Source organism: Paucibacter sp. PLA-PC-4 (genome assembly GCF_026241155.1).
Classification (GTDB): domain Bacteria; phylum Pseudomonadota; class Gammaproteobacteria; order Burkholderiales; family Burkholderiaceae_C; genus Roseateles_E.
On record NZ_JAPFGP010000001.1, the window covers coordinates 401,989 to 427,434 of the forward strand.

Genomic DNA, 25,446 nt, shown 5'->3' on the forward strand with positions numbered 1-25,446 from the left:
TTAGAAGGCCACAGGGGCATAGCTCAATTGGCAGAGCGTCGGTCTCCAAAACCGAAGGTTGGGGGTTCGAGACCCTCTGCCCCTGCCAGTCGCTTCGGATAAAAGCGACCGGTTCAAGTGGTCAAGCATCAGCCCGCGGGAACTGTTCCCAGCGGGCTTTGCTGCTGTTGGGTATCCCGTGATTTGAATGTCTGGGCCGGGCGGTTATTCGTCGGGTGCAGGTGCTAAAGAAAGTTCTATGTCCAATCCTCAAGTCGAAACGGTCACTACCGGCGCCGATAAGGCGAAGCTGGCTGCTGCCGTGCTCTTGCTGGTAGGTGCGCTGGTGGCTTTTTACGCGCTCGCCAAGCAAGGCCCGATTGCGCAGTGGGGCGCGTTGCTGGTGCTGCTGATAGCCGCCGCTGCTGCGTTTTTCACCTCGGAATCGGGCAAGTCGCTGATCGCCTACGGGCAGGACTCTGCGCGCGAGGTGCGCAAGGTCGTGTGGCCGACGCGCAAGGAAGCGACGCAGATGACGGGTTATGTGTTCGCCTTCGTGCTGGTGATGGCCTTGTTTCTGTGGCTGACCGACAAGACATTGGAATGGGTGCTGTACGACCTGATCCTGGGCTGGAAGCGCTGAGAGGCGGAAGGACTGCAATGAGCGAAGAACAAGGCGTTGTTACCGGCGGTGAGGCCGCGGTGCCTACCGGTCTGCCCAAGCGTTGGTATGTGGTTCATGCCTACTCGGGCATGGAGAAGGCCGTCGAGCGCAATTTGCGCGAGCGCATTGATCGCGCCGGCATGCAGGACAAGTTTGGCCGCATCTTGGTGCCGACCGAAGAGGTCGTTGAGCTCAAGAATGGCAAAAAGGCCGTGACCGAGCGTCGCTTCTTCCCTGGCTATGTGCTGGTGGAGATGGTGATGGAAGACGACACCTGGCACTTGGTCAAGCACACCTCCAAGGTGACCGGCTTCGTCGGTGGCGCGAAGAACCGCCCGGCTCCGATCTCGGAAGCTGAGGTGATGAAGATCGTCAATCAGATGCAAGAGGGCATCGAGAAGCCCAGGCCGAAGGTCGAGTGGACGGTGGGCGAGGTGGTGCGGGTCAAGGAAGGTCCGTTCACGGACTTCAACGGCGCGATCGAGGAAGTCAACTACGACAAGTCCAAGGTGCGGGTTTCGGTCACGATCTTTGGTCGTGCGACGCCGGTTGAATTGGACTTCGCGCAGGTCGAAAAAGTTTAAAGACGAAGTCTTTGGACTTGTCGCCGAAAGCCCGAGGGGCTGCAGGCAAAAGGTTTGAGGGCCTGGCAGGGCCGGCCGGACTTGTAATAGCCCGGTGAACCTGTCCGTAGTCAGTCCGCGACGAGATGCGGACAAGAGGAGCAAAGGTAACCAGTCCTTTGCGCTAGCACTCAGGTGGCGTGGCGCTGTAAATGCCGTGCCACTGATTGGAGAGAAATATGGCAAAGAAAATTGTTGGCTTTATCAAGCTGCAAGTCGCTGCCGGCAAGGCGAATCCTTCGCCTCCGGTTGGTCCCGCGCTGGGTCAGCGTGGCCTGAACATCATGGAGTTCTGCAAGGCGTTCAACGCCCAGACGCAGGGCCATGAGCCGGGCATGAAGCTGCCGGTGGTTATTACCGCGTTTGCGGACAAGAGCTTCACCTTCGTGATCAAGTCGCCCCCGGCGACCGCACTGATCAAGAAGGCTGCCAAGATCGAGAAGGGCTCGCAAAAGGCTCACCTCGAGAAGGTTGGCAAGCTGACCCGTGCTCAGCTGGAAGAGATCGCCAAGATCAAGGTCAAGGATCTGACCGCCGCTGATCTGGATGCCGCCGTTCGTACGATTGCTGGTTCCGCCCGTTCCATGGGCGTGCTGGTGGAGGGTGTTTGAGATGGCAAAGCTGACTAAGCGCCAAAAGGCCCTGCAAGGCAAGGTCGAGACCACCAAGCTGTACACGCTGGGTGAAGCCCTGAACCTCGTCAAGAGCCTGGCTACTGCCAAGTTCGACGAGTCGATCGATGTGGCCGTGCAACTGGGCATCGATGCCAAGAAGTCGGACCAAGTGGTGCGTGGCGCTGTCGTGATGCCTAACGGCACCGGCAAGACCAAGCGCGTCGCGGTGTTCGCCCAAGGCGCCAAGGCTGACGAAGCCCGCGCCGCCGGCGCCGACATCGTCGGCATGGAAGACCTGGCCGAGCGCGTGAAGGCTGGTGACATGCCGTTCGACGTGGTGATCGCCTCGCCGGACACCATGCGCATCGTCGGTACCCTGGGTCAAATCCTGGGCCCGCGCGGCCTGATGCCTAACCCCAAGGTTGGCACCGTGACCCCGGATGTCGCCACCGCCGTCAAGAACGCCAAGGCTGGCCAAGTTCAGTTCCGTGTTGACAAGGCCGGCATCATCCATGGCACCCTCGGCCGTCGTTCGTTCGACACCGACAAGCTGGAAGGCAATCTGCGCGCGCTGATCGAGGCCCTGAACAAGGCCAAGCCGGCCTCGAGCAAGGGTGTCTACCTGCGCAAGGTGGCGGTGTCGTCCACGATGGGCGTCGGCGCCCGCGTGGATGTCGCCAGCATCAATGCGCAGGCCAACGCCTAAGCAAAGAAGTTGAGGTGCGGCGCGAAGTCTGGCGCCGTGCTGATGAATTGGTGGGGCGTGGGTAAGTTTTCTTGCTCGCGCGTCATCCAAGACCGTTGGTGTGAAACCCCGCTGTATCGGGGGTGACGCTTAATCGGGATGGCCTCGTGTCTTCCCTGCCAACGCAGATGGCGGTCCCGCTGTAAAGGATTTTCCTGAACAGAAGGTCGCTGAATCCCGGTGCCAAAGGTCCTGTGCTCAATACATGGGACTGGAGGCGTAATGTGAGGAGTAGACCTTGAGTCTCAATCGCAACGAGAAGGCAGCCGTTGTCTCCGACGTCGCAGCGCAAGCTGCCAAGTCGCAGACCCTGGCGCTGGCCGAGTACCGTGGCCTCACCGTGGAAGCCTTGAACAAGCTGCGCATCGACGCGCGTGCCAAGGGTGTCTATCTTCACGTGCTGAAGAACACCCTGGCCCGTCGCGCTGTTGCCGGCACCCAGTTCGAAGCTGCCTCGGAGAGCATGGTCGGCCCGCTGATCTACGGCTTTTCGGAAGACGCGGTCGCTGCGGCCAAAGTCATCGCTGACTTTGCCAAGGGCAACGACAAGCTCGTCATCAAGGGTGGTGCCTACGGCGGCAAGGCTCTGGACGTCAACGGCGTGAAAGCGCTGGCGGCTGTTCCGAGCAAGGAAGTGCTGCTGTCGCAAATCGCCGGCCTGCTCAAGTCGCCGGTGCAACGCACCGCGGCCGTGCTGGCGGCCCTGGCTGCACAACGTGGTGCTGGCGCTGCTTCTACGGAAGCTGCTGCCGAAGCCCCCGCTGCAGCCTAAGACGATCCCGTCAAACGCAAGCAATCTGTATATAGGAAGAAACACATCATGGCATTCGATAAAGACGCATTCCTGACCGCCCTGGACAGCATGACCGTTCTGGAACTGAACGATCTGGTCAAGGCAATCGAAGAGAAGTTTGGCGTGTCCGCCGCTTCGATGGCTGCTCCGGCCGCCGGTGGCGCTGCTGGCGGCGCTGCTGCTGCTGCTGAAGAGCAGACCGAGTTCAACGTCGTGCTGCTGGAAGCCGGCGCCAACAAGGTCTCGGTGATTAAGGCTGTGCGCGAAATCACCGGCCTGGGCCTGAAGGAAGCCAAGGACCTGGTCGACGGTGCTCCGAAGGCTGTCAAGGAAGGCGTTGCCAAGGCTGACGCTGAAGCAGCCAAGAAGAAGCTGGAAGAAGCCGGCGCCAAGGCTGAGCTGAAGTAATTGTCTGAGGTCAGACCTGCGCAGCAGCTCTGGCCTCACTGACTAGAAAGGGGCGGTCGCAAGACCTCCCCTTTCCCCGTTTCAAGGGTTTATCCGGTTGAGAATAGTTGAAAGCCCCGCGCAGGGTATGATGCGCGGTTCTTTCAAGTGTTCTCTGATCCGACTGCAGAGAACCGGTTTGGTCGGGCCCAGGTGCAATGCCGGGGTTGTCCGCCAGCGGTTGGTAGTGGCCAACCACCAAGCATCGAGCCGTCCGTTCTGGATCGGGCTCGACAAGCCAGTCGCCGACGAAGCCCGTCCCACGGCCAGGGGTGGGCTCTCGACACGGAGTGTTTATGGCGCAAACAACCCCCTATAGCTATACCGAGCGCAAGCGAATCCGCAAGAGCTTCGGTAAGCGCGAGAGCGTTCTCAACGTTCCCTACTTGCTGACCATGCAGAAGGAGTCGTACGTCGCCTTCCTGCAAAAAGAAGTGCCTCCAGCCAAGCGCAAGCCCGAAGGCCTGCAGGCTGCTTTCCTGTCCGCGTTTCCGATTGTTTCGCACAACGGTTTCGTGGAGATGAAGTTCCTCGAATTCAACATCGCCAAGCCGCCGTTCGACACCCGCGAGTGCCAACAGCGTGGCTTGACCTATGCGGCGGCCGTGCGTGCGCGCCTGCAGATGATCATCTATGACCGTGAGTCGCCGCAGGCGAAGACCGTCAAGGAGATCAAGGAGCAAGAGGTCTACATGGGCGAAGTGCCCCTGATGACCGACTACGGTTCCTTCATCGTCAATGGCACGGAGCGTGTCATCGTCTCCCAGCTGCACCGCTCTCCCGGCGTGTTCTTCGAACACGACAAGGGCAAGACCCACTCGTCTGGCAAGCTGCTGTTCTCGGCCCGCATCATTCCTTACCGCGGCTCCTGGCTGGACTTCGAGTTCGACCCCAAGGACATCCTGTTCTTCCGTGTCGACCGTCGCCGCAAGATGCCGGTCACGATCCTGCTGAAGGCCATTGGCCTGAACCCAGAGCAGATCCTGGCGCACTTCTTCGTCTTCGATAACTTCCGTCTGATGGACGCCGGCGCGCAAATGGAGTTTGTCGCCGACCGTCTGAAGGGCGAAGTGGCCCGCTTTGACATCACCGACAAGAGCGGTGCTGTCATTGTCGAGAAGGACAAGCGCATCACTGCCCGTCATGTGCGCCAGCTCGAGCAAAGCGGCACCCAGCATGTGACCGTGCCGGAAGACTTCCTGGTCGGCCGCGTGCTGGCCAAGAACATGGTCGACGGCGACACCGGCGAGATCATTGCCAAGGCCAATGAAGAGCTGACCGACGCGCTGCTGAAGAAACTGCGTCAGGCTGGCATCAAGGACATTCAGTGCTTGTTCACGAACGAGCTGGATGAGGGCGCCTACATTAGCCAGACCCTGGCCTCGGACGAAACTGCTGACCAGTTGGCCGCGCGCGTGGCGATCTATCGCATGATGCGCCCTGGCGAGCCGCCGACGGAAGACGCCGTCGAGGCCCTGTTCAACCGCCTGTTCTACAGCACCGACACCTACGATCTGTCGCGCGTCGGCCGGATGAAGTTCAACGCCCGCGTGGGCCGCGACACGCCGGAAGGCAATATGAACTTGTCGAACGAGGACATCCTCGACGTCGTCAAGATTCTGGTCGAGCTGCGCAATGGCCGCGGCGAGGTCGACGACATCGACCACCTCGGCAATCGCCGCGTGCGTTGCGTCGGCGAACTGGCCGAAAACCAGTACCGCTCGGGCCTGGCGCGTATCGAGAAGGCCGTCAAGGAGCGTCTGGGCCAGGCCGAGACCGAAGCCCTGATGCCGCACGACCTGATCAACTCCAAGCCGATCTCCGCGGCGTTGAAGGAGTTCTTCGGTGCCTCGCAGCTGTCGCAGTTCATGGACCAGACCAACCCCCTGTCGGAGATCACGCACAAGCGTCGTGTTTCCGCCCTGGGCCCGGGTGGTCTGACTCGCGAACGCGCCGGCTTCGAAGTCCGCGACGTGCATCCGACCCACTATGGCCGTGTCTGCCCGATCGAAACGCCGGAAGGCCCGAACATCGGTCTGATCAACTCGTTGGCGCTGTATGCACAGCTCAACGAATACGGCTTCTTGGAAACGCCTTACCGCCGCGTCGTCGACGGTAAGGTGACGACCCAGATCGACTATCTCTCGGCCATCGAGGAAGGCAAGTACGTGATCGCCCAGGCGAACGCGACCTTGAACCCTGCTGGCGAGCTGACCGACGAGCTGGTCTCGGCCCGTGAGAACGGCGAATCGGTGCTGACGTCGCCCGAGCGCATCCAGTACATGGACGTGGCGCCGACGCAGATCGTGTCGGTCGCGGCCTCGCTGGTGCCCTTCCTGGAGCACGACGATGCGAACCGCGCACTGATGGGCGCCAATATGCAGCGCCAGGCCGTGCCGACGCTGCGCCCCGAGAAGGCCTTGGTGGGTACAGGCGTCGAGCGCGTCGCGGCCAAGGACTCGGGTACCGTGGTGGCCGCGCGTCGCGGGGGCGTGATCGACTATGTCGACACCAACCGCATCGTGATCCGCGTCAACGACAATGAGACCGTGGCCGGTGAAGTCGGCGTGGACATCTACAACCTGATCAAGTATCAGCGTTCCAACCAGAACACCAACATCCATCAGCGCCCCATCGTGCGCCGTGGTGACAAGGTGGCGGCCGAGGACATCATTGCCGATGGCGCCTCGACCGACATCGGTGAACTGGCGCTGGGTCAGAACATGCTGGTCGCGTTCATGCCCTGGAACGGCTACAACTTCGAAGATTCGATCTTGATCTCGGAGCGTGTGATCGCCGAAGACCGCTACACCTCGATCCATATCGAGGAACTGGTGGTGATGGCGCGTGACACCAAGCTGGGCAGCGAGGAAATCACCCGCGACATCCCGAACCTGAGCGAGCAGCAACTCTCGCGGCTGGACGAATCGGGCATTGTGTACGTCGGCGCCGAAGTCGGCCCAGGCGACGTGCTGGTTGGCAAGGTCACGCCCAAGGGCGAGACCACGCTGACCCCGGAAGAGAAGCTGCTGCGCGCGATCTTTGGCGAGAAGGCTTCGGACGTGAAGGACACGTCGCTGCGTGTCGATCAGGGCACCAACGGCACTGTCATCGATGTGCAGGTCTTCACCCGTGAAGGCATCCAGCGCGACAAGCGCGCCCAGCAGATCATCGACGATGAGCTCAAGCGCTTCCGCCTGGACTTGAACGATCAGCTGCGCATCGTCGAGAGCGATGCCTTCGACCGTATTGAGAAGCTGCTGAACGGCAAGGTCGCCAACGGCGGCCCGCAGAAGATCGCCAAGGGCACAGTCATCGACAAGGCTTATCTGAGCAGCGTCGAGCGCTTCCACTGGTTCGACATCCGTCCCGCCGAGGACGAAGTCGCCAACCAGCTCGAGTCGATCAAAAACTCGCTGGAACAGACACGCCATTCATTCGATCTGGCCTTCGAGGAAAAGCGCAAGAAGCTGACGCAGGGCGACGAGCTGCCGGCCGGTGTGCTGAAGATGGTCAAGGTCTATCTGGCCGTCAAGCGCCGTCTGCAGCCTGGCGACAAGATGGCCGGCCGTCACGGCAACAAGGGTGTGGTGTCCAAGATCGCTCCGATCGAAGACATGCCCTATATGGCTGACGGCACGCCTGCGGACATCGTGTTGAACCCTCTGGGCGTGCCTTCGCGGATGAACGTGGGTCAGGTCTTGGAAGTGCATCTGGGCTGGGCCGGCAAGGGCATCGGTCAGCGCATCGGCGACATGCTGCAGGAGCACGCCCGCGTGTCCGAGCTGCGTCAGTTCTTCGATGAGCTGTACAACAAGTCGGGTGGCAAGACCGAGCATCTGGACGATCTGAGCGACGACGAAGTCATCGAGATGGCGCAGAACCTGCGTCACGGCGTGCCGTTTGCGACGCCGGTGTTCGACGGTGCCAAGGAAGAAGAAATCCGCGGCATGCTGAAGCTGGCCTACCCGGACGACATCGCCGCCAAGAAGGGCCTGACCGCCACGCGTACCCAGGCTCAGTTGCATGACGGCCGCACCGGCGAGGCTTTTGAGCGCCCCGTTACGGTCGGCTACATGCACGTGCTGAAGCTGCACCACCTGGTGGACGACAAGATGCACGCCCGTTCGACCGGTCCCTACTCGCTCGTCACGCAGCAGCCGCTGGGTGGTAAGGCGCAGTTCGGCGGCCAGCGTTTCGGTGAGATGGAAGTGTGGGCGCTGGAAGCTTATGGCGCCTCCTACATCCTGCAAGAAATGCTGACCGTGAAGTCCGACGACGTGAACGGCCGCACCAAGGTGTACGAGTCCATCGTCAAGGGCGAACACGCCATCGAAGCCGGCATGCCGGAATCGTTCAACGTCCTGGTCAAGGAAATTCGTTCCCTTGGCATCGACATTGAACTCGAGCGCAACTAATTAGGAACAGGAGAGACACATGAAAGGTTTGCTGGACCTGTTCAAGCAATTCACGCCCGACGAGCACTTCGACGCGATTGCGATCCGCCTGGCCTCGCCAGAGAAGATCCGCTCGTGGTCCTTCGGTGAGGTGAAGAAGCCCGAGACCATCAACTACCGGACTTTCAAGCCCGAGCGTGATGGCCTGTTCTGCGCCAAGATCTTCGGCCCGATCAAGGACTACGAGTGCCTGTGCGGCAAGTACAAGCGCCTGAAGCACCGCGGCGTGATCTGCGAGAAGTGCGGCGTTGAAGTCACCCAGACCAAGGTGCGTCGCGATCGCATGGGTCATATCGACCTGGCCGCGCCCTGCGCCCACATCTGGTTCTTGAAGTCGCTGCCCTCGCGTCTGGGCCTCGTGCTCGACATGACGCTGCGCGACATCGAGCGCGTGCTGTACTTTGAAGCGTATGTGGTCGTCGACCCGGGCATGACCCCGCTGAAGAAGTTCTCGATCATGACCGAGGACGACTACGACGCGAAGCGCCTGGAGTTCGGTGACGAGTTCATCGCGCTGATGGGTGCCGAGGGTATCAAGAAGCTGCTGGAGGAGATGGATCTCGACGTCGAGATCGATCGCCTGCGCAACGACATGACTGGCTCGGAGCTCAAGGTCAAGAAGAACTCCAAGCGCCTGAAGGTGATGGAAGCCTTCAAGAAGTCCGGCATCAAGCCGAACTGGATGGTGTTGGAAGTGCTGCCTGTGCTGCCACCGGACCTGCGTCCGTTGGTGCCGCTGGACGGCGGCCGCTTCGCGACCTCGGATCTGAACGATCTGTATCGCCGCGTCATCAACCGCAACAACCGCCTGGCCCGTCTGCTCGAGCTCAAGGCTCCTGAGATCATCGTGCGCAACGAAAAGCGCATGCTGCAGGAAGCCGTCGACTCTCTGCTGGACAACGGCCGTCGCGGCAAGGCGATGACCGGCGCGAACAAGCGTGCCCTGAAGTCGCTGGCCGACATGATCAAGGGCAAGAGCGGTCGCTTCCGTCAGAACTTGCTGGGCAAGCGCGTCGACTACTCGGGCCGTTCGGTCATCGTGGTGGGCCCGACTCTGAAGCTGCATCAGTGCGGTCTGCCAAAGCTGATGGCGCTTGAACTGTTCAAGCCCTTTATCTTCTCGCGCCTCGAAGCCATGGGCATCGCGACGACGATCAAGGCTGCCAAGAAGGAAGTCGAATCCGGCACGCCGGTGGTCTGGGACATCCTGGAAGAGGTCATCAAGGAGCATCCAGTTCTGCTGAACCGCGCTCCCACGCTGCACCGTCTGGGCATCCAGGCCTTCGAGCCGGTGCTGATCGAAGGCAAGGCCATCCAGCTGCATCCGCTGGTCTGCGCCGCCTTCAATGCCGACTTCGACGGTGACCAGATGGCTGTTCACGTGCCGCTGTCGATCGAAGCGCAGATGGAAGCCCGCACCTTGATGCTGGCCTCCAACAATGTGCTGTTCCCTGCCTCTGGCGAACCGTCGATCGTGCCTTCGCAAGACGTGGTGCTGGGTCTGTACTACGCGACCCGTGAGCGCATCAACGGCAAGGGCGAGGGCTTGATCTTCTCGGACATCCCCGAGCTGATTCGTGCGCTGGAAAACGGCGTGGTCGAGATCACCGCCAAGATCAGCGTGCGCCTGACCGAGTACACCAAGAACAAGGAAACCGGCGAGTGGGTCGCCGAGACCAAGTTGGTGGACACCACCGTCGGCCGCGCCCTACTCAGCGAGATATTGCCGAAGGGCCTGCCTTTCGCCAACATCAACAAGGCGCTGAAGAAGAAGGAGATCTCGCGCCTGATCAACACCTCGTTCCGCAAGTGCGGCCTGAAGGAAACCGTCGTGCTGGCCGACAAGCTGCTGCAAAGCGGTTTCAAGCTGGCCACGCGCGCCGGTATCTCGATCGCTGTGGACGATATGTTGGTGCCGCCCGAGAAGCCGCTGCTGATCGAGCGTGCCGAGAAGGAAGTCAAGGAAATCGAGCAGCAATATGTCTCGGGCCTGGTGACCGCCGGCGAACGCTACAACAAGGTCGTCGACATCTGGGGCAAGACCGGTGACGAGGTCGGCAAGGTCATGATGACCCAGCTGTCCAAGCAGAAGACCATCGACCGAAACGGCCGCGAAGTGGATCAGGAGTCTTTCAACTCCATCTACATGATGGCCGACTCGGGCGCCCGGGGTTCTGCCGCGCAGATCCGCCAGCTGGCCGGTATGCGAGGTCTGATGGCCAAGCCTGACGGCTCGATCATCGAGACACCCATCACGGCGAACTTCCGCGAAGGTCTGAACGTTCTGCAGTACTTCATCTCCACCCACGGCGCTCGTAAGGGCCTGGCGGATACGGCGCTGAAGACCGCGAACTCGGGCTACCTGACCCGTCGTCTGGTCGATGTGACCCAGGATCTGGTCGTCACCGAAGTGGATTGCGGCACTGACAACGGCATGAATATGCGTGCCCTGGTCGAAGGCGGTGAAGTCATCGAATCGCTGCGCGACCGCGTGTTGGGTCGTGTTGCGGCCATCGATGTGCTGCACCCTGAGACTCAAGGCGTGCTGCTGACGGCCGGAAATATGCTGGACGAAGACACGCTGGACATGCTCGAGCAGGCCGGCGTCGACGAGATCAAGGTGCGCACCCCGCTGACATGCGCCACGCGCTTTGGCCTCTGCGCCAAGTGCTATGGTCGCGACCTGGGCCGTGGTGGCCTGGTCAACACGGGTGAAGCTGTCGGCGTGATTGCCGCGCAGTCGATCGGTGAGCCGGGTACCCAGCTGACGATGCGTACCTTCCACATCGGCGGTGCGGCGTCGCGCGCAGCGGTGGCGTCGAGCGTCGAAGCCAAGTCGGACGGCATCATCGGCTTCAATGCCACGATGCGCTACGTCACTAACGGCAAGGGCGATCTGGTGGTGATTTCGCGTTCCGGCGAAATCATCATTGCCGACCCGCATGGCCGCGAGCGCGAGCGCCACAAGGTGCCGTACGGCGCGATCCTGAACATCAAGGCCGACCAGACCATCAAGGCTGGCACGATCTTGGCGAACTGGGACCCGCTGACCCGCCCCATCATTACCGAGTTCGCCGGCAAGGCGACCTTCGAGAATGTGGAAGAAGGCGTGACGGTGGCCAAGCAGGTCGACGAAGTGACCGGCCTGTCCACGCTGGTGGTGATCGATCCCAAGCGCCGCGGCGCTGCCAAGGTGATCCGCCCGCAGGTCAAACTGCTCGACGTCAATGGCAACGAAGTGAAGATCCCCGGCACCGACCACTCGGTGACGATCGGCTTCCAGGTTGGCTCGCTGATTCAGATCCGCGACGGTCAGGACCTGTTCCCTGGCGAAGTGCTGGCGCGTATCCCGGTCGAAGGCCAGAAGACTCGCGACATTACCGGCGGTCTGCCGCGTGTGGCTGAGTTGTTCGAAGCCCGTTCGCCCAAGGATGTAGGCGTGCTGGCTGAGCGTACCGGTACGGTCTCGTTCGGTAAGGAGACCAAGGGCAAAATTCGCCTGGAAATCACCGACCCGGATGGCAGCAAGCACGAAGAGCTGGTGCCCAAGGAGAAGAACATCCTGGTGCACGAAGGCCAGGTGGTCAATCGCGGCGAGTTGATTGTGGACGGCGCTGCCGACCCGCAAGACATCCTGCGTCTGCTGGGCATCGAAGAGCTGGCTCGCTATATCGTTGACGAAGTGCAGGACGTGTATCGCTTGCAGGGCGTGAAGATCAACGACAAGCACATCGAGGTGATCGTTCGCCAGATGCTGCGTCGCGTGCAGATCACGAACTCAGGCGACTCGCACTACATCGTCAACGAGCAGGTCGAGCGCTCGGAACTGCTGGATACCAACGACCGTCTGCGCGCGGAGGGCAAGATGATTGCTACCCACGCCGATGTGCTGCTGGGTATCACCAAGGCTTCGTTGTCGACGGATTCTTTCATCTCTGCGGCTTCCTTCCAGGAAACCACCCGCGTGCTGACCGAGGCTGCCATCATGGGCAAGCGCGACGAACTGCGCGGTCTGAAGGAAAACGTCATCGTCGGCCGCTTGATCCCTGCCGGTACCGGCATGGCCTTCCACGACGCCCGTCGTGCCAAGGAAAGCATGGACGACGCCGAGCGCCGCTCCATCGCCCAGCAGGAGGCCGAGGAATTGGCTGCTGCTCAGATGGCCAGCGTCGACAGTGCGTCGGAAGGCAGCGCCGAGTAAGACTCATCGCTTCTCTCCAAGCCTCAAAGGGTCACCCTCGGGTGGCCCTTTTCCATGGTGCGCCCAGCATTGGCGCACTGCTGGTGTGCACGATATGAGCACATAGCGGCGTAGCACGCCGATGGTGGTGCAACAGCACCGGTCAGATCAACCGAGTCTCGTCCATCGCTTACTTCGACCGTCTCGGCGTACCCAGTCTCTCTCCTTCATCACCCCAAGCTCTGGAACCGCCCGCTGCGGACCCGCAAGCCGGGTGGTTTGGCAAGCGCGAGCTTCCCGAGGAGGTCCCCTGGGCCGATCGGGTGTAAGTCCGGTCGTAAGTTGAGCACGACGAACGAAGCGATGCGCAACTGCATGAGGGTGAGGCAATAGCGTCCGTCTTCTCAAAACAACCCTGCCAACCGCACCCTTCGAAGGCTTGGGGCTGCCAAGACGCTCGCGACACCAAGCGATCGAACCGCCCGGTGCGATCTCGCATGCCGATACGGCAGCGGGGGGCTCCTAACGGGGGGGGGCTATGCCGATCGGACTGGATCCTGCCCGCTGCTTGTTCCAGGTCAGCGGCGTCAGAATGTCCAGCCCCTGCTTGCGCGCGCGTTTGGCCAGGGCCAGTACGGCGCGATCGCGCGAGATCAGCCAGCGCGCCGACGCGGCCAGCGCCAAGTCGATAAAGACCTGGTCATCCGGGTCCCGGCAGATCAGGCGAACGGCCGGCGGAGGCGCTTGGTCAACCGTTCGGCAGAGCCGTGCGAAGGTCGCTTCGATCAGTTCGGGGTCCGGCGCATAGCTTGCCGCCACGCCCCGGCCCAGCACATGCCTGAGCTCGGCCAGCATGCTGGGCGCGCCTATCCATTGGGCCTGGCCGGACTCAAGCGCGGCAGCCAGGGCCTGAGTCGATGGGTCCTTGAAGACCAGCCAGTCCATCACGACCTGTGTGTCGATGACGAGCAGCGGGCACTCGTCGGGTGTCGGAATCAGCATCGCAGCCCTCGGGTTCGGGCGCGCAGCATACCCTGGCGAAGCCTGCCGCTGGGGCGGCCACACGGGCTCGCTTGTGTCCTGGCGCCGAGCTGGGCTACAATCGCAGGCTCTTCGGCAGGTCTAGCTGCGTCTACAGCCACCTCTGACTGAAATGAAAACGCACCGCGCCCAGGCGTGGTGCTTTTGTTCGTTTCTAGCGGTGGTGGAGGTCTGGGGCGTTTTGAAAGCCATTGGGGCTGCTGCTGCCGAGAGATCTGTGACTTCAAACGGGAACAAGTTACTTATGCCAACTATCAATCAGCTCGTGCGCCACGGCCGTCAGGCCGAGGTCACGAAATCCAAGTCGCCGGCGATGCAGGACTGCCCTCAGCGTCGTGGCGTGTGCACCCGCGTGTACACCACCACGCCTAAGAAGCCGAACTCCGCGCTGCGTAAGGTCGCCAAGGTGCGTCTGACCAACGGTTTCGAGGTCATCTCGTACATCGGCGGTGAAGGCCACAACCTGCAAGAGCACAGCGTTGTGCTGGTGCGCGGCGGTCGTGTTAAGGACTTGCCGGGTGTGCGTTATCACATCGTGCGCGGTTCGCTGGACTTGCAGGGCGTGAAAGACCGCAAGCAGTCGCGTTCCAAGTACGGCGCGAAGCGTCCGAAGAAGTAATCAACAGGTTGTCATGGTGCGGCCCCAGGCTGTCGCCAGATTTTTTGCGGTTTGTGCATTGCCCAAGGCATGCAGCAGCCGAGTAAGTGGATGGCCCCTGATGTCGGTGGTCGTCCAAGGTCGTCGGGCAAATGCCCGCACCAACTGAAGCAAGAGGAAGATTCCCATGCCACGTCGTCGCGAAGTACCCAAGCGCGAAATCCTGCCGGATCCCAAGTTCGGTAGCGTCGATCTGTCCAAGTTCATGAACGTCATCATGGAATCGGGCAAGAAGGCCGTCGCCGAGCGCATCATTTATGGTGCCCTCGACCAGGTCGAGAAGAAGATCGGCAAGGATCCGCTGGAAGTGTTCATGGTCGCCCTGAACAACGTGAAGCCCATGGTCGAAGTGAAGTCCCGCCGCGTCGGCGGTGCGAACTACCAAGTTCCCGTGGAAGTTCGCCCCGTCCGTCGTATGGCCTTGGCCATGCGCTGGCTCAAAGAGTCGGCCCGCAAGCGCGGTGAAAAGTCCATGGCCCAGCGTCTGGCCAATGAGCTGCTGGAGGCCGCTGAAGGCCGCGGCGGCGCCATGAAGAAGCGTGACGAAGTTCACCGCATGGCTGAAGCGAACAAGGCGTTCTCGCACTTCCGCTTCTAATCTTCCCCGTTCCGGCCGCCTCGGGTTACTACTGACCCGTTGGCGGCTCACTGCATTTGGAGTGACACCATGGCCCGCAAGACCCCCATCGAGCGCTACCGCAATATCGGTATCTCTGCGCACATCGATGCCGGCAAGACCACGACGACCGAGCGCATCCTGTTTTATACGGGTGTGAACCACAAGATTGGTGAAGTGCATGATGGCGCCGCCACCATGGACTGGATGGAGCAAGAGCAAGAGCGTGGCATCACGATTACCTCGGCTGCCACCACCTGCTTCTGGAAGGGTATGGATCTGGCCCGCCCCGAGCACCGCATCAACATCATTGACACGCCCGGACACGTGGACTTCACGATTGAAGTTGAGCGTTCGATGCGCGTGCTGGACGGTGCTTGCATGGTCTACTGCGCCGTGGGCGGCGTGCAGCCGCAGTCCGAGACTGTCTGGCGCCAGGCCAACAAGTACAAGGTGCCTCGCCTGGCCTTCGTCAACAAGATGGACCGTACCGGCGCGAATTTCTACAAAGTCGTCGAGCAGATGAAGGTTCGCCTGAAGGCCAACCCCGTGCCCGTCGTGCTGCCTATCGGTGCTGAGGAGAACTTCCTCGGTGTGATCGACCTCATCAAGATGAAGGCGATCTACTGGGACGATGCTTCTCAAGGCATGAAGTTCGACTACCGCGACATCCCGGCCGAAATGCAGGCCGATGCCCAGAAGTGGCGTGACAACCTGGTCGAGGCTGCGGCTGAGTCCAGCGAAGACATGATGAACAAGTACCTCGAGTCGGGCGAACTGTCCGAAGAGGAAATTGTTCTGGGCATTCGCACCCGTACCATCGCTGCTGAAATCCAGCCGATGTTCTGCGGCACCGCCTTCAAGAACAAGGGCGTGCAGCGCATGCTGGACGGCGTGATCGACTTCATGCCTTCGCCGATCGACGTGCCGCCGGTGCCGGGCACCGACGAAGACGACCAGCCGACAACGCGGGATGCTTCGGACGAGGCCAAGTTCTCAGCACTGGCTTTCAAGCTGATGACCGACCCCTATGTTGGTCAGCTGACTTTCGTGCGCGTCTATTCGGGCGTGCTGAAGTCGGGCGACTCGGTGTTCAACCCGATTCGCGGCAAGAAGGAGCGTATCGGCCGTATTCTGCAGATGCACGCCAACCAGCGTGAAGAAATCTCGGAAATTCTCGCCGGCGACATCGCTGCTTGCGTGGGTCTGAAGGACGTCACCACCGGCGAAACGTTGTGCGATCCGGAATCGATCATCACCTTGGAAAAGATGGTGTTCCCGGAGCCGGTGATCTCGCAGGCCGTTGAGCCCAAGACCAAGGCCGATCAGGAAAAGATGGGTATCGCCCTGGGCCGCTTGGCCAAGGAAGATCCGTCCTTCCGTCTGCGCACCGATGAAGAGTCGGGCCAGACCATCATCTCGGGCATGGGCGAGCTGCACCTGGAAATCATCGTCGACCGCATGAAGCGCGAGTTCGGCGTGGAAGCCAACGTCGGCAAGCCGCAGGTGGCCTACCGCGAGACGATCCGCAAGACCGCTTCTGACGTCGAAGGCAAGTTCGTGCGCCAGTCGGGCGGCAAGGGCCAGTACGGCCACGTCGTGCTGACCGTCGAGCCGCAGGAGCCGGGCAAGGGCTTCGAGTTCGTCGATGCGATCAAGGGCGGTGTGGTTCCTCGCGAATACATCCCGGCGGTTGAGAAGGGCATCATCGACTCGCTGCCCAACGGCGTGTTGGCCGGCTTCCCGGTGGTGGACGTCAAGGTCACGCTGACCTTCGGTTCGTACCACGAAGTCGACTCGAACGAAAACGCGTTCAAGATGGCCGCTTCGATGGGCTTCAAGGAAGGCTGCCGTAAGGCTTCGCCGGTGATTCTGGAGCCAATGATGGCTGTGGAAGTCGAAACGCCGGAAGACTATGCTGGTAACGTGATGGGCGATCTGTCCTCGCGTCGCGGCATGGTTCAGGGCATGGATGACATGGTCGGCGGCGGCAAGTCCATCAAGGCCGAAGTGCCGTTGTCGGAGATGTTCGGCTACTCGACCACGCTGCGCTCGATGTCGCAAGGTCGTGCTACGTACACGATGGAGTTCAAGCACTACTCGGAAGCCCCGAAGAACGTTGCTGACGCCATCATCACTGCGCGCGGCAAGTAAGCAGTATCTGGACCGGCGTCCTCGGGCGCTGGTCTCCCCACAAGATCGTCTTCGCAGAGGCTCTCCTGGCTGCCAGTCGCCGGGGTTCAAGAACTCTGCGGAAACGCTAAACCCACAGACTGGCGCATGCTCTTTTCTGGAGATTGAAAAATGGCAAAAGGTAAATTTGAACGCACCAAGCCGCACGTGAACGTCGGCACCATCGGTCACGTTGACCATGGCAAGACGACGCTGACGGCAGCGATCGCGACGGTGCTGTCGAAGAAGTTCGGCGGCGAGGCCAAGGCCTACGACCAGATCGATGCAGCGCCCGAAGAGAAGGCGCGCGGCATCACGATCAATACCGCTCACGTCGAGTACGAAACGGCCAACCGCCACTACGCTCACGTGGACTGCCCCGGCCACGCTGACTATGTGAAGAACATGATCACCGGCGCTGCCCAGATGGACGGTGCGATCCTGGTGTGCTCGGCCGCTGACGGCCCGATGCCCCAGACTCGCGAGCACATCCTGCTGGCGCGTCAGGTCGGCGTGAAGTTCATCATCGTCTTCCTGAACAAGTGCGACATGGTCGACGACGCCGAGCTGCTCGAGCTGGTCGAAATGGAAGTGCGCGAGCTGCTGAGCAAGTACGACTTCCCGGGCGACGACACCCCCATCATCAAGGGTTCGGCCAAGCTGGCGCTGGAAGGCGACACGGGCGACCTGGGCGAGCAAGCCATCATGCGCCTGGCCGATGCGCTGGACACCTACATCCCCCAGCCGGACCGCGCCGTTGACGGCACCTTCTTGCTGCCGGTGGAAGACGTGTTCTCGATCTCGGGCCGCGGCACCGTGGTGACCGGTCGCGTTGAGCGCGGCATCATCAAGGTTGGCGAGGAAATCGAAATCGTCGGTATCCGCGACGTGCAGAAGACCACCGTGACCGGCGTGGAAATGTTCCGCAAGCTGCTGGACCAGGGTCAAGCTGGCGATAACGTCGGCATCCTGCTGCGCGGCACCAAGCGTGAAGACGTCGAGCGCGGCCAAGTGCTGGCCAAGCCTGGCTCGATCAAGCCGCACACTCACTTCACGGCCGAGATCTATGTCTTGTCCAAGGAAGAGGGCGGCCGTCACACCCCGTTCTTCAACAACTACCGCCCCCAGTTCTACTTCCGCACGACGGACGTGACCGGTGCCGTGGAGTTGCCGGCGGACAAGGAAATGGTCATGCCTGGCGACAACGTCAGCATCACCGTGAAGTTGATTGCTCCGATCGCGATGGAAACCGGCCTGCGCTTCGCCATCCGTGAAGGCGGTCGTACCGTCGGCTCCGGCGTCGTGGCGACCATCATCGCCTAAGTCTTTTGCGTGACCGGCCCGGACCTGTTCAGAGTCCGGGCCTCACAAACCTCGTGGCCTCGGCCACTCGCTCTTTGAAGGAATAGTCATGCAAAAGCAAAAGATCCGCATCCGCCTGAAGGCCTTCGACTACAAGCTGATCGACCAGTCGGCGCTTGAAATCGTGGAAACCGCCAAGCGTACCGGTGCCATCGTCAAGGGTCCTGTGCCCCTGCCGACGCGCATGGAGCGTTTTGACATCCTGCGTTCGCCGCACGTCAACAAGACCTCGCGCGACCAGTTCGAAATCCGCACCCACCAGCGCCTGATGGACATCGTCGACCCGACCGACAAGACGGTCGACGCCTTGATGAAGCTCGACCTGCCTGCTGGCGTCGACGTCGAGATCAAGCTGCAGTAAGCAAGGCGCGGTTTGCTGAATCCCGGCAAACGGCGATCAAAGAAGGGGCGATCGTAAGATTGCCCCTTTTTCTTGACGAGCGCATGACAGCGCTTGCGCCTTTACTAGGGTTCACGCTATACTCGCCAGCTTTTGCCGCGCATGCTTTTGCCTGCGCGGGTTTGGCGCATCGCAAACGCTGCCTTATTGGGTGCTTGCGGTGCACTGGTCAGCCCGGCCAATCGATGTCGGGTGTTCGCAATAGCCTTTGAGGGAAACCTTAGAGGGCTGGAGAAATAACCATGAGTCTAAGCAATCGTCTCGGATTGCTGGGCCGCAAGGTGGGCATGATGCGCATCTTCACGGACGATGGCGACGCCATCCCTGTGACGGTGCTGGATGTGTCCAACAACCGCGTGACCCAGATCAAGACCGTAGAAAACGACGGCTACAGCGCCATTCAAGTGGCGTTCGGCACGCGCAAAGCTTCGCGCGTCACCAAGCCGGAAGCCGGTCACCTCGCGAAAGCGGGCGTTGAAGCCGGTCGTATCCTGAAGGAATTCCGTGTCGACGCCGCCGTCGCTGCCGAATACAAGGCGGGCGCCCAGGTGCCGGTCTCGTTGTTCGCTGCCGGCCAGACCGTTGACGTGCAGGGCACGTCCATCGGTAAGGGCTTCGAAGGCACGATCAAGCGTCACAACTTCGGTTCGCAACGCGCTTCCCACGGTAACAGCCGCTCGCACAACGTTCCTGGCTCCATCTCGATGGCGCAGGATCCGGGCCGCGTGTTCCCTGGCAAGAAGATGTCGGGCCATATGGGCGACGAAACCGTGACCACCCAGAACCTGGACATCGTGCGCGTTGACGAGGCTCGTCAGCTGCTGCTGGTCCGCGGTGCTGTGCCGGGCGCCAAGAACGGCCACGTGGTCGTGCGTCCTGCTGTCAAGGTCAAGCTCAAGAAAGGAGCCAACTGATGCAGCTCGAGCTCCTGAATGAGCAAGGTCAGGCCACCGCCAAGGTGGATGCTCCTGACACCGTCTTCGCTCGCGATTACAACGAAGCCCTGGTGCACCAAGTGGTCGTGGCCTTTCAGGCCAATGCCCGCCAAGGTACCCGCGCCCAGAAGGATCGCGAACAGGTCAAGCACTCGACCAAGAAGCCGTTCCGTCAAAAGGGAACTGGCCGCGCACGTGCCGGTATGACGTCCTCGCCGCTGTGGCGCGGGGGTGGTCGGATTTTCCCGAACATGCCGGACGAGAACTTCACGCACAAGCTGAACAAGAAGATGTACCGCGCCGGTATGGCCGCCATCCTCTCGCAGCTCGCTCGTGAAGGCCGCCTGTCGGTGGTCGAGGCTATCGATATCGAAGCCCCGAAGACCAAGCTGCTGGCTGCCAAGTTCAAGGCCATGGGTCTGGAGTCGGTGATGCTGATCGCCAACGAAGTCTCCGACAACATGCTGCTGGCCTCGCGCAATCTGCACAACGTGCTGGTTTGCGAGCCGCGCTACGCCGATCCGCTGTCCCTGGTTCACTACAAGAAGGTGTTGGTGACCAAGGCTGCGATGGAGCAACTCAAGGAGATGCTGGCATGAGCGCCCCCACCAAGTATTCCGAAGGCCGTCTGGCCTCCGTGCTGCTGGCTCCCATCGTGTCCGAGAAGGCCACGTCGGTTGCTGAGAAGCACAACCAAGTGTTGTTCAAGGTGCTGCGTGACGCCACCAAGCCCGAGATCAAGGCCGCTGTTGAACTGATGTTCAAGGTCGAGGTCGAGGCTGTGAACGTCGTCAACGTCAAGGGCAAGGTCAAGCGCTTCGGCCGTTCCATCGGTCGCCGCGACCACGTCAAGAAGGCGTATGTGTCGCTGAAGGCGGGCCAAGAGCTCAACTTCTCCGGGGAGGCTGCGTAATGGCCGTCGTTAAAGTCAAACCAACCTCGCCTGGCCGACGTGCCGTGGTCAAGGTGGTGCACAAGCACCTGCACAAGGGCGCGCCCGAGGCGTCGCTGCTTGAGCCGCAAAAGCAGAACTCTGGCCGTAACAACAACGGTCACATCACAATTCGCCACAAGGGCGGTGGTCACAAGCACCACTACCGCGTGGTCGATTTCAAGCGCAACAAGGACGGCATCCCGGCCAAGGTTGAGCGCATCGAGTACGACCCGAACCGCACGGCCCACATCGCTCTGGTGTGCTACGCCGACGGTGAGCGTCGCTACATCATCGCTCCGCGTGGTCTGGAAGTTGGTGCAACGATCTTGAGCGGCGCGGAAGCCCCGATCAAGGCCGGTAACACCCTGCCCATCCGCAACATTCCGGTGGGTTCGACGATCCACTGCATCGAGATGCTGCCTGGCAAGGGCGCGCAGATCGCGCGTTCGGCCGGCGTGTCCGTGGTGTTGATGGCTCGTGAAGGTGTCTACGCTCAGCTGCGCTTGCGCTCGGGTGAAGTGCGTCGTATCCACATCGACTGCCGCGCCACGATCGGCGAGGTCAGCAACGAAGAGCATCAGCTGCGCCAGTACGGCAAGGCCGGTGCGATCCGTTGGAAGGGTATCCGCCCGACCGTTCGCGGTACGGCAATGAACCCGGTGGATCACCCGCACGGTGGTGGTGAAGGTCGTACCGGCGAAGGCCAAGCGCCTGTGTCGCCGTGGAACACCCTCACGAAGGGCTACCGCACTCGTAACAACAAGCGCACGCAGACGTTCATCGTTTCGCGTCGCAAGAAGTAAAGGGTAGGCCATGACTCGTTCATTGAAGAAGGGCCCGTTCGTTGACCATCACCTGTTGGCCAAGGTCGACAAGGCGGTTGCCAACAAGGACAAAAAGCCTATCAAGACCTGGTCGCGTCGCTCGACGATCCTGCCCGAGTTCATCGGTCTGACGATCGCTGTGCACAACGGCAAGCAACACGTGCCGGTGTATGTGTCTGACCAGATGGTCGGCCACAAGCTGGGTGAATTCGCACTGACCCGCACCTTCAAAGGCCATCCGGCCGACAAGAAGGCCGGGAAGAAGTAAGGATGCCAACGATGGAAACCAAAGCAATCGTTCGCGGCGTTCGCCTCTCGTGTGACAAGGGTCGCCTGGTGGCTGACCTGATCCGCGGCAAGAAGGTGGACCAGGCGCTCAACATCCTGGAATTCACCCAGAAGAAGGCGGCCGTGATCATCAAGAAGGCGCTCGAGAGCGCCATCGCCAACGCCGAGCACAACGACGGCGCTGACATTGATGAACTCAAGGTCACCACGATCTATGTGGAGCAAGGTGCCACTCTGAAGCGTTTCTCCGCTCGCGCCAAGGGCCGCGGTAATCGCATCAGCAAGCCCACCTGCCACATCTTCGTGTCGGTCGGCAACTGAAGGCTGAAAGAAGACTATGGGACAAAAAATCCACCCAACCGGCTTCCGCCTGCCCGTCACCCGTAACTGGGCGTCGCGCTGGTACGCGTCGAACCAGAACTTCGCCACGATGCTGGCCGAAGATCTGCGTGTTCGCGAGTTCCTAAAGGCCCGCCTGAAGAGTGCCGCCGTGTCGCGCATTCTGATCGAACGCCCCGCCAAGAACGCCCGCATCACCATTTACTCGGCACGTCCGGGTGTGGTGATCGGCAAGAAGGGCGAGGACATCGAAAACCTCAAGGCCGAACTGACGAAGCGTCTGGGCGTGCCGGTGGCAGTCAACATCGAAGAAGTGCGCAAGCCTGAAATCGATGCTCAACTGATCGCTGACTCGATCACCCAGCAGCTCGAGAAGCGCATCATGTTCCGTCGCGCCATGAAGCGTGCGATGCAGAACGCGATGCGCCTGGGCGCCCAGGGTATCAAGATCATGTCTGCCGGCCGTCTGAATGGCATCGAAATCGCTCGTACCGAGTGGTATCGCGAAGGCCGTGTGCCGCTGCACACCCTGAAGGCTGACATCGACTACGGCTTCTCTGAAGCGAAGACCACCTACGGCGTCATTGGCGTCAAGGTCTGGGTCTACCGTGGTGACCGCCTCGCCAATGGCGAAGCGCCGGTGATCAATACGCCGGCAGGTGCCGAAGACGACCGTCGTCCGCGTCGCAACACCCGCCCGGGTGCGCCGACCGGCCGTGGCCGTCCCGGTGGTGATCGTGGTCCGCGTGACGCCGCCCCGGCAGCTGACGCAGGCGCCGCCGGCCAGCCCGCCGCCAAGCGCGTCGTCCGCAAGCCCGCCGCCCCCGTGGCCGGCGAGCCCAAAGGAGAATAAAAAATGCTGCAACCAGCTCGTCGCAAATACCGCAAGGAGCAAAAGGGTCGCAACACCGGTGTTGCTACCCGCGGCGCTGCCGTGTCTTTTGGCGATTTCGGCCTGAAGGCAACTGAGCGTGGTCGTCTGACGGCCCGCCAGATTGAAGCTGCACGTCGTGCGATCTCGCGCCACATCAAGCGCGGTGGTCGTATCTTCATCCGCATCTTCCCGGACAAGCCGATCTCCCAGAAGCCCGCCGAAGTCCGTATGGGTAACGGTAAGGGCAACCCTGAGTACTACGTCGCTGAGATTCAGCCTGGCAAGGTGCTCTATGAAGTCAACGGTGTGCCGGAAGCCCTGGCTCGCGAAGCGTTCACGCTGGCTGCTGCAAAGCTGCCGCTGAGCTGCACCTTCGTGACCCGCCAGGTCGGCAGCTGAAGAGGAAAGACACCATGAAAGCATCTGAACTGCGTGGCAAGGATGTCGCTGCCTTGGAAAAGGAAGTGACTGACCTGCTGAAGGCCCATTTCGGCCTGCGCATGCAAAAAGCGACGCAACAATTGACCAACCACACCGTGTTGGGCAATACGCGCCGTGACATTGCTCGCGTCAAGACCGTGTTGGCCGAGAAGAAGAAGGGAGCCGCGAAATGACTACGCAAGCTCAAGAAAAGAACACGCGTACCCTGATCGGTCGCGTGGTCAGCGACAAGCGCTCCAAGACTGTGACCGTGCTGATCGAGCGCCGTGCCAAGCACGAGCTCTACGGCAAGATCGTGGCCCGTTCCCGCAAGTACCACGCCCATGACGAAAAGGGCGAGTACAAGATGGGTGATGTGGTCGAGATCGCCGAAGGCCGCCCGCTGTCCAAGACCAAGAGCTGGGTTGTGACCCGTCTGGTCGAGAAGGCGCAAGTCGTTTAATCGCCGCTGAAGTCCAGGCCGTTGCGGGGTTTTGTGCTCCCCAATGGCTCAGACGGCCGGAACGCTGGAATACTGGCGTCCGGCCGTTTTTCATTGTGAACAAGGAGATCAACAATGCTGAAAGTCGGAGACAAGCTGCCTGCAGGCACGCTCAATGAATTCATTGAGGTAGAGGGCGATGGCTGCTCGCTAGGCCCCAATAGCTTTGACATCGATAAGGCGACCGCCGGCAAGAAGATTGCGATCTTCGCGTTGCCTGGCGCATTCACGCCGACCTGCTCGGCCCAGCATGTGCCGGGCTATGTGCAGCAGGCCGAGGCCTTCAAGGCGGCTGGTGTCGACGAGATCTGGTGCGTGTCGGTCAATGATGCGTTCGTGATGGGTGCCTGGGGCCGCGAGCAGAAGACGGCTGGCAAGGTCCGCATGATGGCCGATGGCAGCGCTGATTTCGCCAAGGCCACCGGCCTGACGTTGGATCTGATTTCGCGTGGCATGGGTCTGCGTTCGCAGCGCTACTCGATGTTGGTCGTCGACGGCATTGTGAAGTCGTTGAATGTCGAGGCGCCCGGCAAGTTCGAGGTCAGCGATGCTGCCACCTTGCTGAGCCAGGCTCAGGCGCTCTGAACTTTGGCAGATCGGGCTGGCATCGCGAAGTCCGCCATGCCGGCCTGCAAAGTTCTTCGGGGTTAACGCTTGACATTGGCGTGGGCCCTGACGCATAATCTAAAGCTTCGCCGAACGTCAGGCGCACTTTCTAGTGCGTTATGGCCTCGGGTTCGCCCATAACTGCCGGGCGCAAGGATCTAAACGGATCCGAGCGAACGGTCCACGGGCCCAAGACTGACCGCTGAAGGTGGCTGCAAATTGGTTGCAGCGCTGGACGAGGGAAAAGTTGGGGACAGACATGATTCAAATGCAATCGCGGCTCGACGTCGCGGACAACACTGGCGCTAAATCCGTCATGTGCATCAAGGTGCTTGGCGGGTCCAAGCGTCGTTATGCCGGCATTGGCGACATCATCAAGGTCAGCATCAAAGAAGCTGCTCCGCGCGGTCGCGTCAAAAAAGGCGAGATCTACAGCGCGGTGGTGGTTCGCACTGCCAAGGGCGTGCGCCGCCAAGACGGCTCTTTGGTCAAGTTCGACGGCAATGCCGCCGTGCTGCTGAACGCCAAGCTGGAGCCCATCGGCACTCGTATCTTCGGCCCGGTGACGCGTGAACTGCGTACCGAGCGTTTCATGAAGATCGTGTCGCTGGCGCCTGAGGTGCTCTGAGCACAGCCATAGACAAAGGTATTGCCATGAACAAGATTCGTAAAGGCGACCAGGTCATCGTGTTGACCGGCCGCGACAAAGGCAAGCGCGGCACCGTGTCGCAGCGTGTCGACGACGCCCACCTCGTGGTGGACGGCGTCAATGTCGTCAAGAAGCACGTCAAGCCCAACCCGATGAAGGGCACCACCGGCGGTGTGGTCGATAAGACGATGCCGATCCATCAATCCAACGTGGCGATTTTTAACGCTGCATCCGGCAAGGCCGATCGCGTGGGCATCAAGTTGCTCGCCGATGGCAAGAAGGTGCGCGTTTACAAGTCGACCGGCGAAGAGATCAAGGCTTAAG

The 25,446-nt window shown here is 61.1% G+C and carries 27 protein-coding genes and 1 tRNA gene; 27 read left to right on the plus strand and 1 reads right to left on the minus strand.

All coding sequences use genetic code 11. The annotated features are described in order from the left end of the window. Positions 1-12 precede the first annotated feature (12 nt). The 9 genes from OOZ63_RS01990 to rpoC all read left to right on the plus strand — a co-directional run bounded on the left by OOZ63_RS01990 (position 13) and on the right by rpoC (position 12,523). A tRNA-Trp gene (locus tag OOZ63_RS01990) sits at positions 13-88 on the plus strand. A gap of 150 nt (positions 89-238) precedes the next feature. Then, positions 239-622 carry a preprotein translocase subunit SecE gene (gene secE / locus OOZ63_RS01995; protein WP_266003630.1) on the plus strand — a complete coding sequence of 128 codons (384 nt, stop codon included), beginning with the start codon at positions 239-241 and terminating at the stop codon, positions 620-622. 17 nt (positions 623-639) lie between these two features. Continuing rightward, positions 640-1,227 (plus strand): transcription termination/antitermination protein NusG, encoded by a 588-nt coding sequence (gene nusG / locus OOZ63_RS02000; RefSeq protein ID WP_137945762.1) that lies wholly within the window; start codon positions 640-642, stop codon positions 1,225-1,227. Between the two features lie 218 nt (positions 1,228-1,445). After that, complete coding sequence (gene rplK, locus OOZ63_RS02005) at positions 1,446-1,877, plus strand: 50S ribosomal protein L11 (RefSeq protein WP_137945763.1); 432 nt, start codon at positions 1,446-1,448, stop codon at positions 1,875-1,877. Between the two features lies 1 nt (position 1,878). Then, a complete protein-coding gene (rplA, locus tag OOZ63_RS02010) occupies positions 1,879-2,586 on the plus strand; it encodes a 50S ribosomal protein L1 (RefSeq protein WP_137945764.1) in 708 nt (235 codons plus the stop codon). A gap of 277 nt (positions 2,587-2,863) precedes the next feature. Beyond that, complete coding sequence (gene rplJ / locus OOZ63_RS02015) at positions 2,864-3,397, plus strand: 50S ribosomal protein L10 (protein WP_266003631.1); 534 nt, start codon at positions 2,864-2,866, stop codon at positions 3,395-3,397. A gap of 48 nt (positions 3,398-3,445) precedes the next feature. Next, positions 3,446-3,826 (plus strand): 50S ribosomal protein L7/L12, encoded by a 381-nt coding sequence (gene rplL, locus OOZ63_RS02020; RefSeq protein ID WP_266003633.1) that lies wholly within the window; start codon positions 3,446-3,448, stop codon positions 3,824-3,826. 335 nt (positions 3,827-4,161) lie between these two features. Continuing rightward, a complete protein-coding gene (gene rpoB, locus OOZ63_RS02025) occupies positions 4,162-8,283 on the plus strand; it encodes a DNA-directed RNA polymerase subunit beta (protein WP_266003634.1) in 4,122 nt (1,373 codons plus the stop codon). Between the two features lie 19 nt (positions 8,284-8,302). After that, positions 8,303-12,523: a DNA-directed RNA polymerase subunit beta' gene (rpoC, locus tag OOZ63_RS02030; RefSeq protein WP_266003635.1), complete on the plus strand. Its 4,221-nt coding sequence runs from the start codon at positions 8,303-8,305 to the stop codon at positions 12,521-12,523. A 501-nt stretch (positions 12,524-13,024) separates the two neighbouring features. Here the strand turns inward: rpoC and OOZ63_RS02035 are convergent. After that, on the minus strand, positions 13,025-13,504 hold the full coding sequence (locus OOZ63_RS02035; protein ID WP_266003636.1) for a putative toxin-antitoxin system toxin component, PIN family: 480 nt from the start codon (positions 13,502-13,504) through the stop codon (positions 13,025-13,027). A gap of 283 nt (positions 13,505-13,787) precedes the next feature. Here OOZ63_RS02035 and rpsL point away from each other — a divergent pair, with 283 nt between their 5' ends. From rpsL to rplX, 18 genes are all read left to right on the plus strand, one after another. Then, positions 13,788-14,162: a 30S ribosomal protein S12 gene (rpsL, locus tag OOZ63_RS02040; protein WP_137945770.1), complete on the plus strand. Its 375-nt coding sequence runs from the start codon at positions 13,788-13,790 to the stop codon at positions 14,160-14,162. A gap of 166 nt (positions 14,163-14,328) precedes the next feature. Further along, entirely contained in the window at positions 14,329-14,799 is a 471-nt protein-coding gene (gene rpsG, locus OOZ63_RS02045) for a 30S ribosomal protein S7 (protein WP_119046632.1), read from the plus strand. Positions 14,800-14,868: 69 nt separating this feature from the next. Then, positions 14,869-16,971: an elongation factor G gene (gene fusA / locus OOZ63_RS02050; RefSeq protein WP_137945771.1), complete on the plus strand. Its 2,103-nt coding sequence runs from the start codon at positions 14,869-14,871 to the stop codon at positions 16,969-16,971. 150 nt (positions 16,972-17,121) lie between these two features. Continuing rightward, positions 17,122-18,312, plus strand: a complete 1,191-nt coding sequence (tuf, locus tag OOZ63_RS02055) for an elongation factor Tu (protein WP_262971603.1) — start codon at positions 17,122-17,124, stop codon at positions 18,310-18,312. An 88-nt stretch (positions 18,313-18,400) separates the two neighbouring features. Beyond that, on the plus strand, positions 18,401-18,712 hold the full coding sequence (rpsJ, locus tag OOZ63_RS02060) for a 30S ribosomal protein S10 (protein WP_056194266.1): 312 nt from the start codon (positions 18,401-18,403) through the stop codon (positions 18,710-18,712). Positions 18,713-18,993: 281 nt separating this feature from the next. Continuing rightward, the gene (gene rplC, locus OOZ63_RS02065; protein ID WP_262971602.1) at positions 18,994-19,665 is read left to right on the plus strand and encodes a 50S ribosomal protein L3; all 672 of its coding nucleotides are present in this window, start codon (positions 18,994-18,996) and stop codon (positions 19,663-19,665) included. Next, complete coding sequence (rplD, locus tag OOZ63_RS02070; protein ID WP_137945241.1) at positions 19,665-20,285, plus strand: 50S ribosomal protein L4; 621 nt, start codon at positions 19,665-19,667, stop codon at positions 20,283-20,285. The genes rplC and rplD overlap by 1 nt, the downstream gene beginning before the upstream one ends. Continuing rightward, positions 20,282-20,599, plus strand: a complete 318-nt coding sequence (gene rplW, locus OOZ63_RS02075) for a 50S ribosomal protein L23 (RefSeq protein WP_137945240.1) — start codon at positions 20,282-20,284, stop codon at positions 20,597-20,599. Before rplD ends, rplW begins: the two co-directional genes overlap by 4 nt. Continuing rightward, positions 20,599-21,423 (plus strand): 50S ribosomal protein L2, encoded by an 825-nt coding sequence (gene rplB / locus OOZ63_RS02080; RefSeq protein ID WP_137945239.1) that lies wholly within the window; start codon positions 20,599-20,601, stop codon positions 21,421-21,423. The genes rplW and rplB overlap by 1 nt, the downstream gene beginning before the upstream one ends. A 10-nt stretch (positions 21,424-21,433) precedes the next feature. After that, positions 21,434-21,712: a 30S ribosomal protein S19 gene (gene rpsS, locus OOZ63_RS02085; RefSeq protein WP_133703194.1), complete on the plus strand. Its 279-nt coding sequence runs from the start codon at positions 21,434-21,436 to the stop codon at positions 21,710-21,712. An 11-nt stretch (positions 21,713-21,723) separates the two neighbouring features. After that, the gene (gene rplV, locus OOZ63_RS02090; RefSeq protein WP_137945238.1) at positions 21,724-22,053 is read left to right on the plus strand and encodes a 50S ribosomal protein L22; all 330 of its coding nucleotides are present in this window, start codon (positions 21,724-21,726) and stop codon (positions 22,051-22,053) included. Between the two features lie 16 nt (positions 22,054-22,069). After that, complete coding sequence (gene rpsC, locus OOZ63_RS02095) at positions 22,070-22,924, plus strand: 30S ribosomal protein S3 (RefSeq protein ID WP_137945237.1); 855 nt, start codon at positions 22,070-22,072, stop codon at positions 22,922-22,924. A 3-nt stretch (positions 22,925-22,927) separates the two neighbouring features. Beyond that, on the plus strand, positions 22,928-23,344 hold the full coding sequence (gene rplP / locus OOZ63_RS02100) for a 50S ribosomal protein L16 (RefSeq protein ID WP_137945236.1): 417 nt from the start codon (positions 22,928-22,930) through the stop codon (positions 23,342-23,344). A 14-nt stretch (positions 23,345-23,358) separates the two neighbouring features. Then, positions 23,359-23,559, plus strand: a complete 201-nt coding sequence (rpmC, locus tag OOZ63_RS02105) for a 50S ribosomal protein L29 (RefSeq protein WP_137945235.1) — start codon at positions 23,359-23,361, stop codon at positions 23,557-23,559. Then, positions 23,556-23,828: a 30S ribosomal protein S17 gene (rpsQ, locus tag OOZ63_RS02110; RefSeq protein WP_137945234.1), complete on the plus strand. Its 273-nt coding sequence runs from the start codon at positions 23,556-23,558 to the stop codon at positions 23,826-23,828. Before rpmC ends, rpsQ begins: the two co-directional genes overlap by 4 nt. Before the next feature lie 114 nt (positions 23,829-23,942). Next, complete coding sequence (locus OOZ63_RS02115) at positions 23,943-24,452, plus strand: peroxiredoxin (protein WP_266003640.1); 510 nt, start codon at positions 23,943-23,945, stop codon at positions 24,450-24,452. 280 nt (positions 24,453-24,732) lie between these two features. Then, positions 24,733-25,101, plus strand: a complete 369-nt coding sequence (rplN, locus tag OOZ63_RS02120; RefSeq protein ID WP_137945232.1) for a 50S ribosomal protein L14 — start codon at positions 24,733-24,735, stop codon at positions 25,099-25,101. A gap of 26 nt (positions 25,102-25,127) precedes the next feature. Next, a complete protein-coding gene (gene rplX / locus OOZ63_RS02125) occupies positions 25,128-25,445 on the plus strand; it encodes a 50S ribosomal protein L24 (RefSeq protein ID WP_137945231.1) in 318 nt (105 codons plus the stop codon). The last annotated feature ends 1 nt before the right edge of the window (position 25,446 follow it).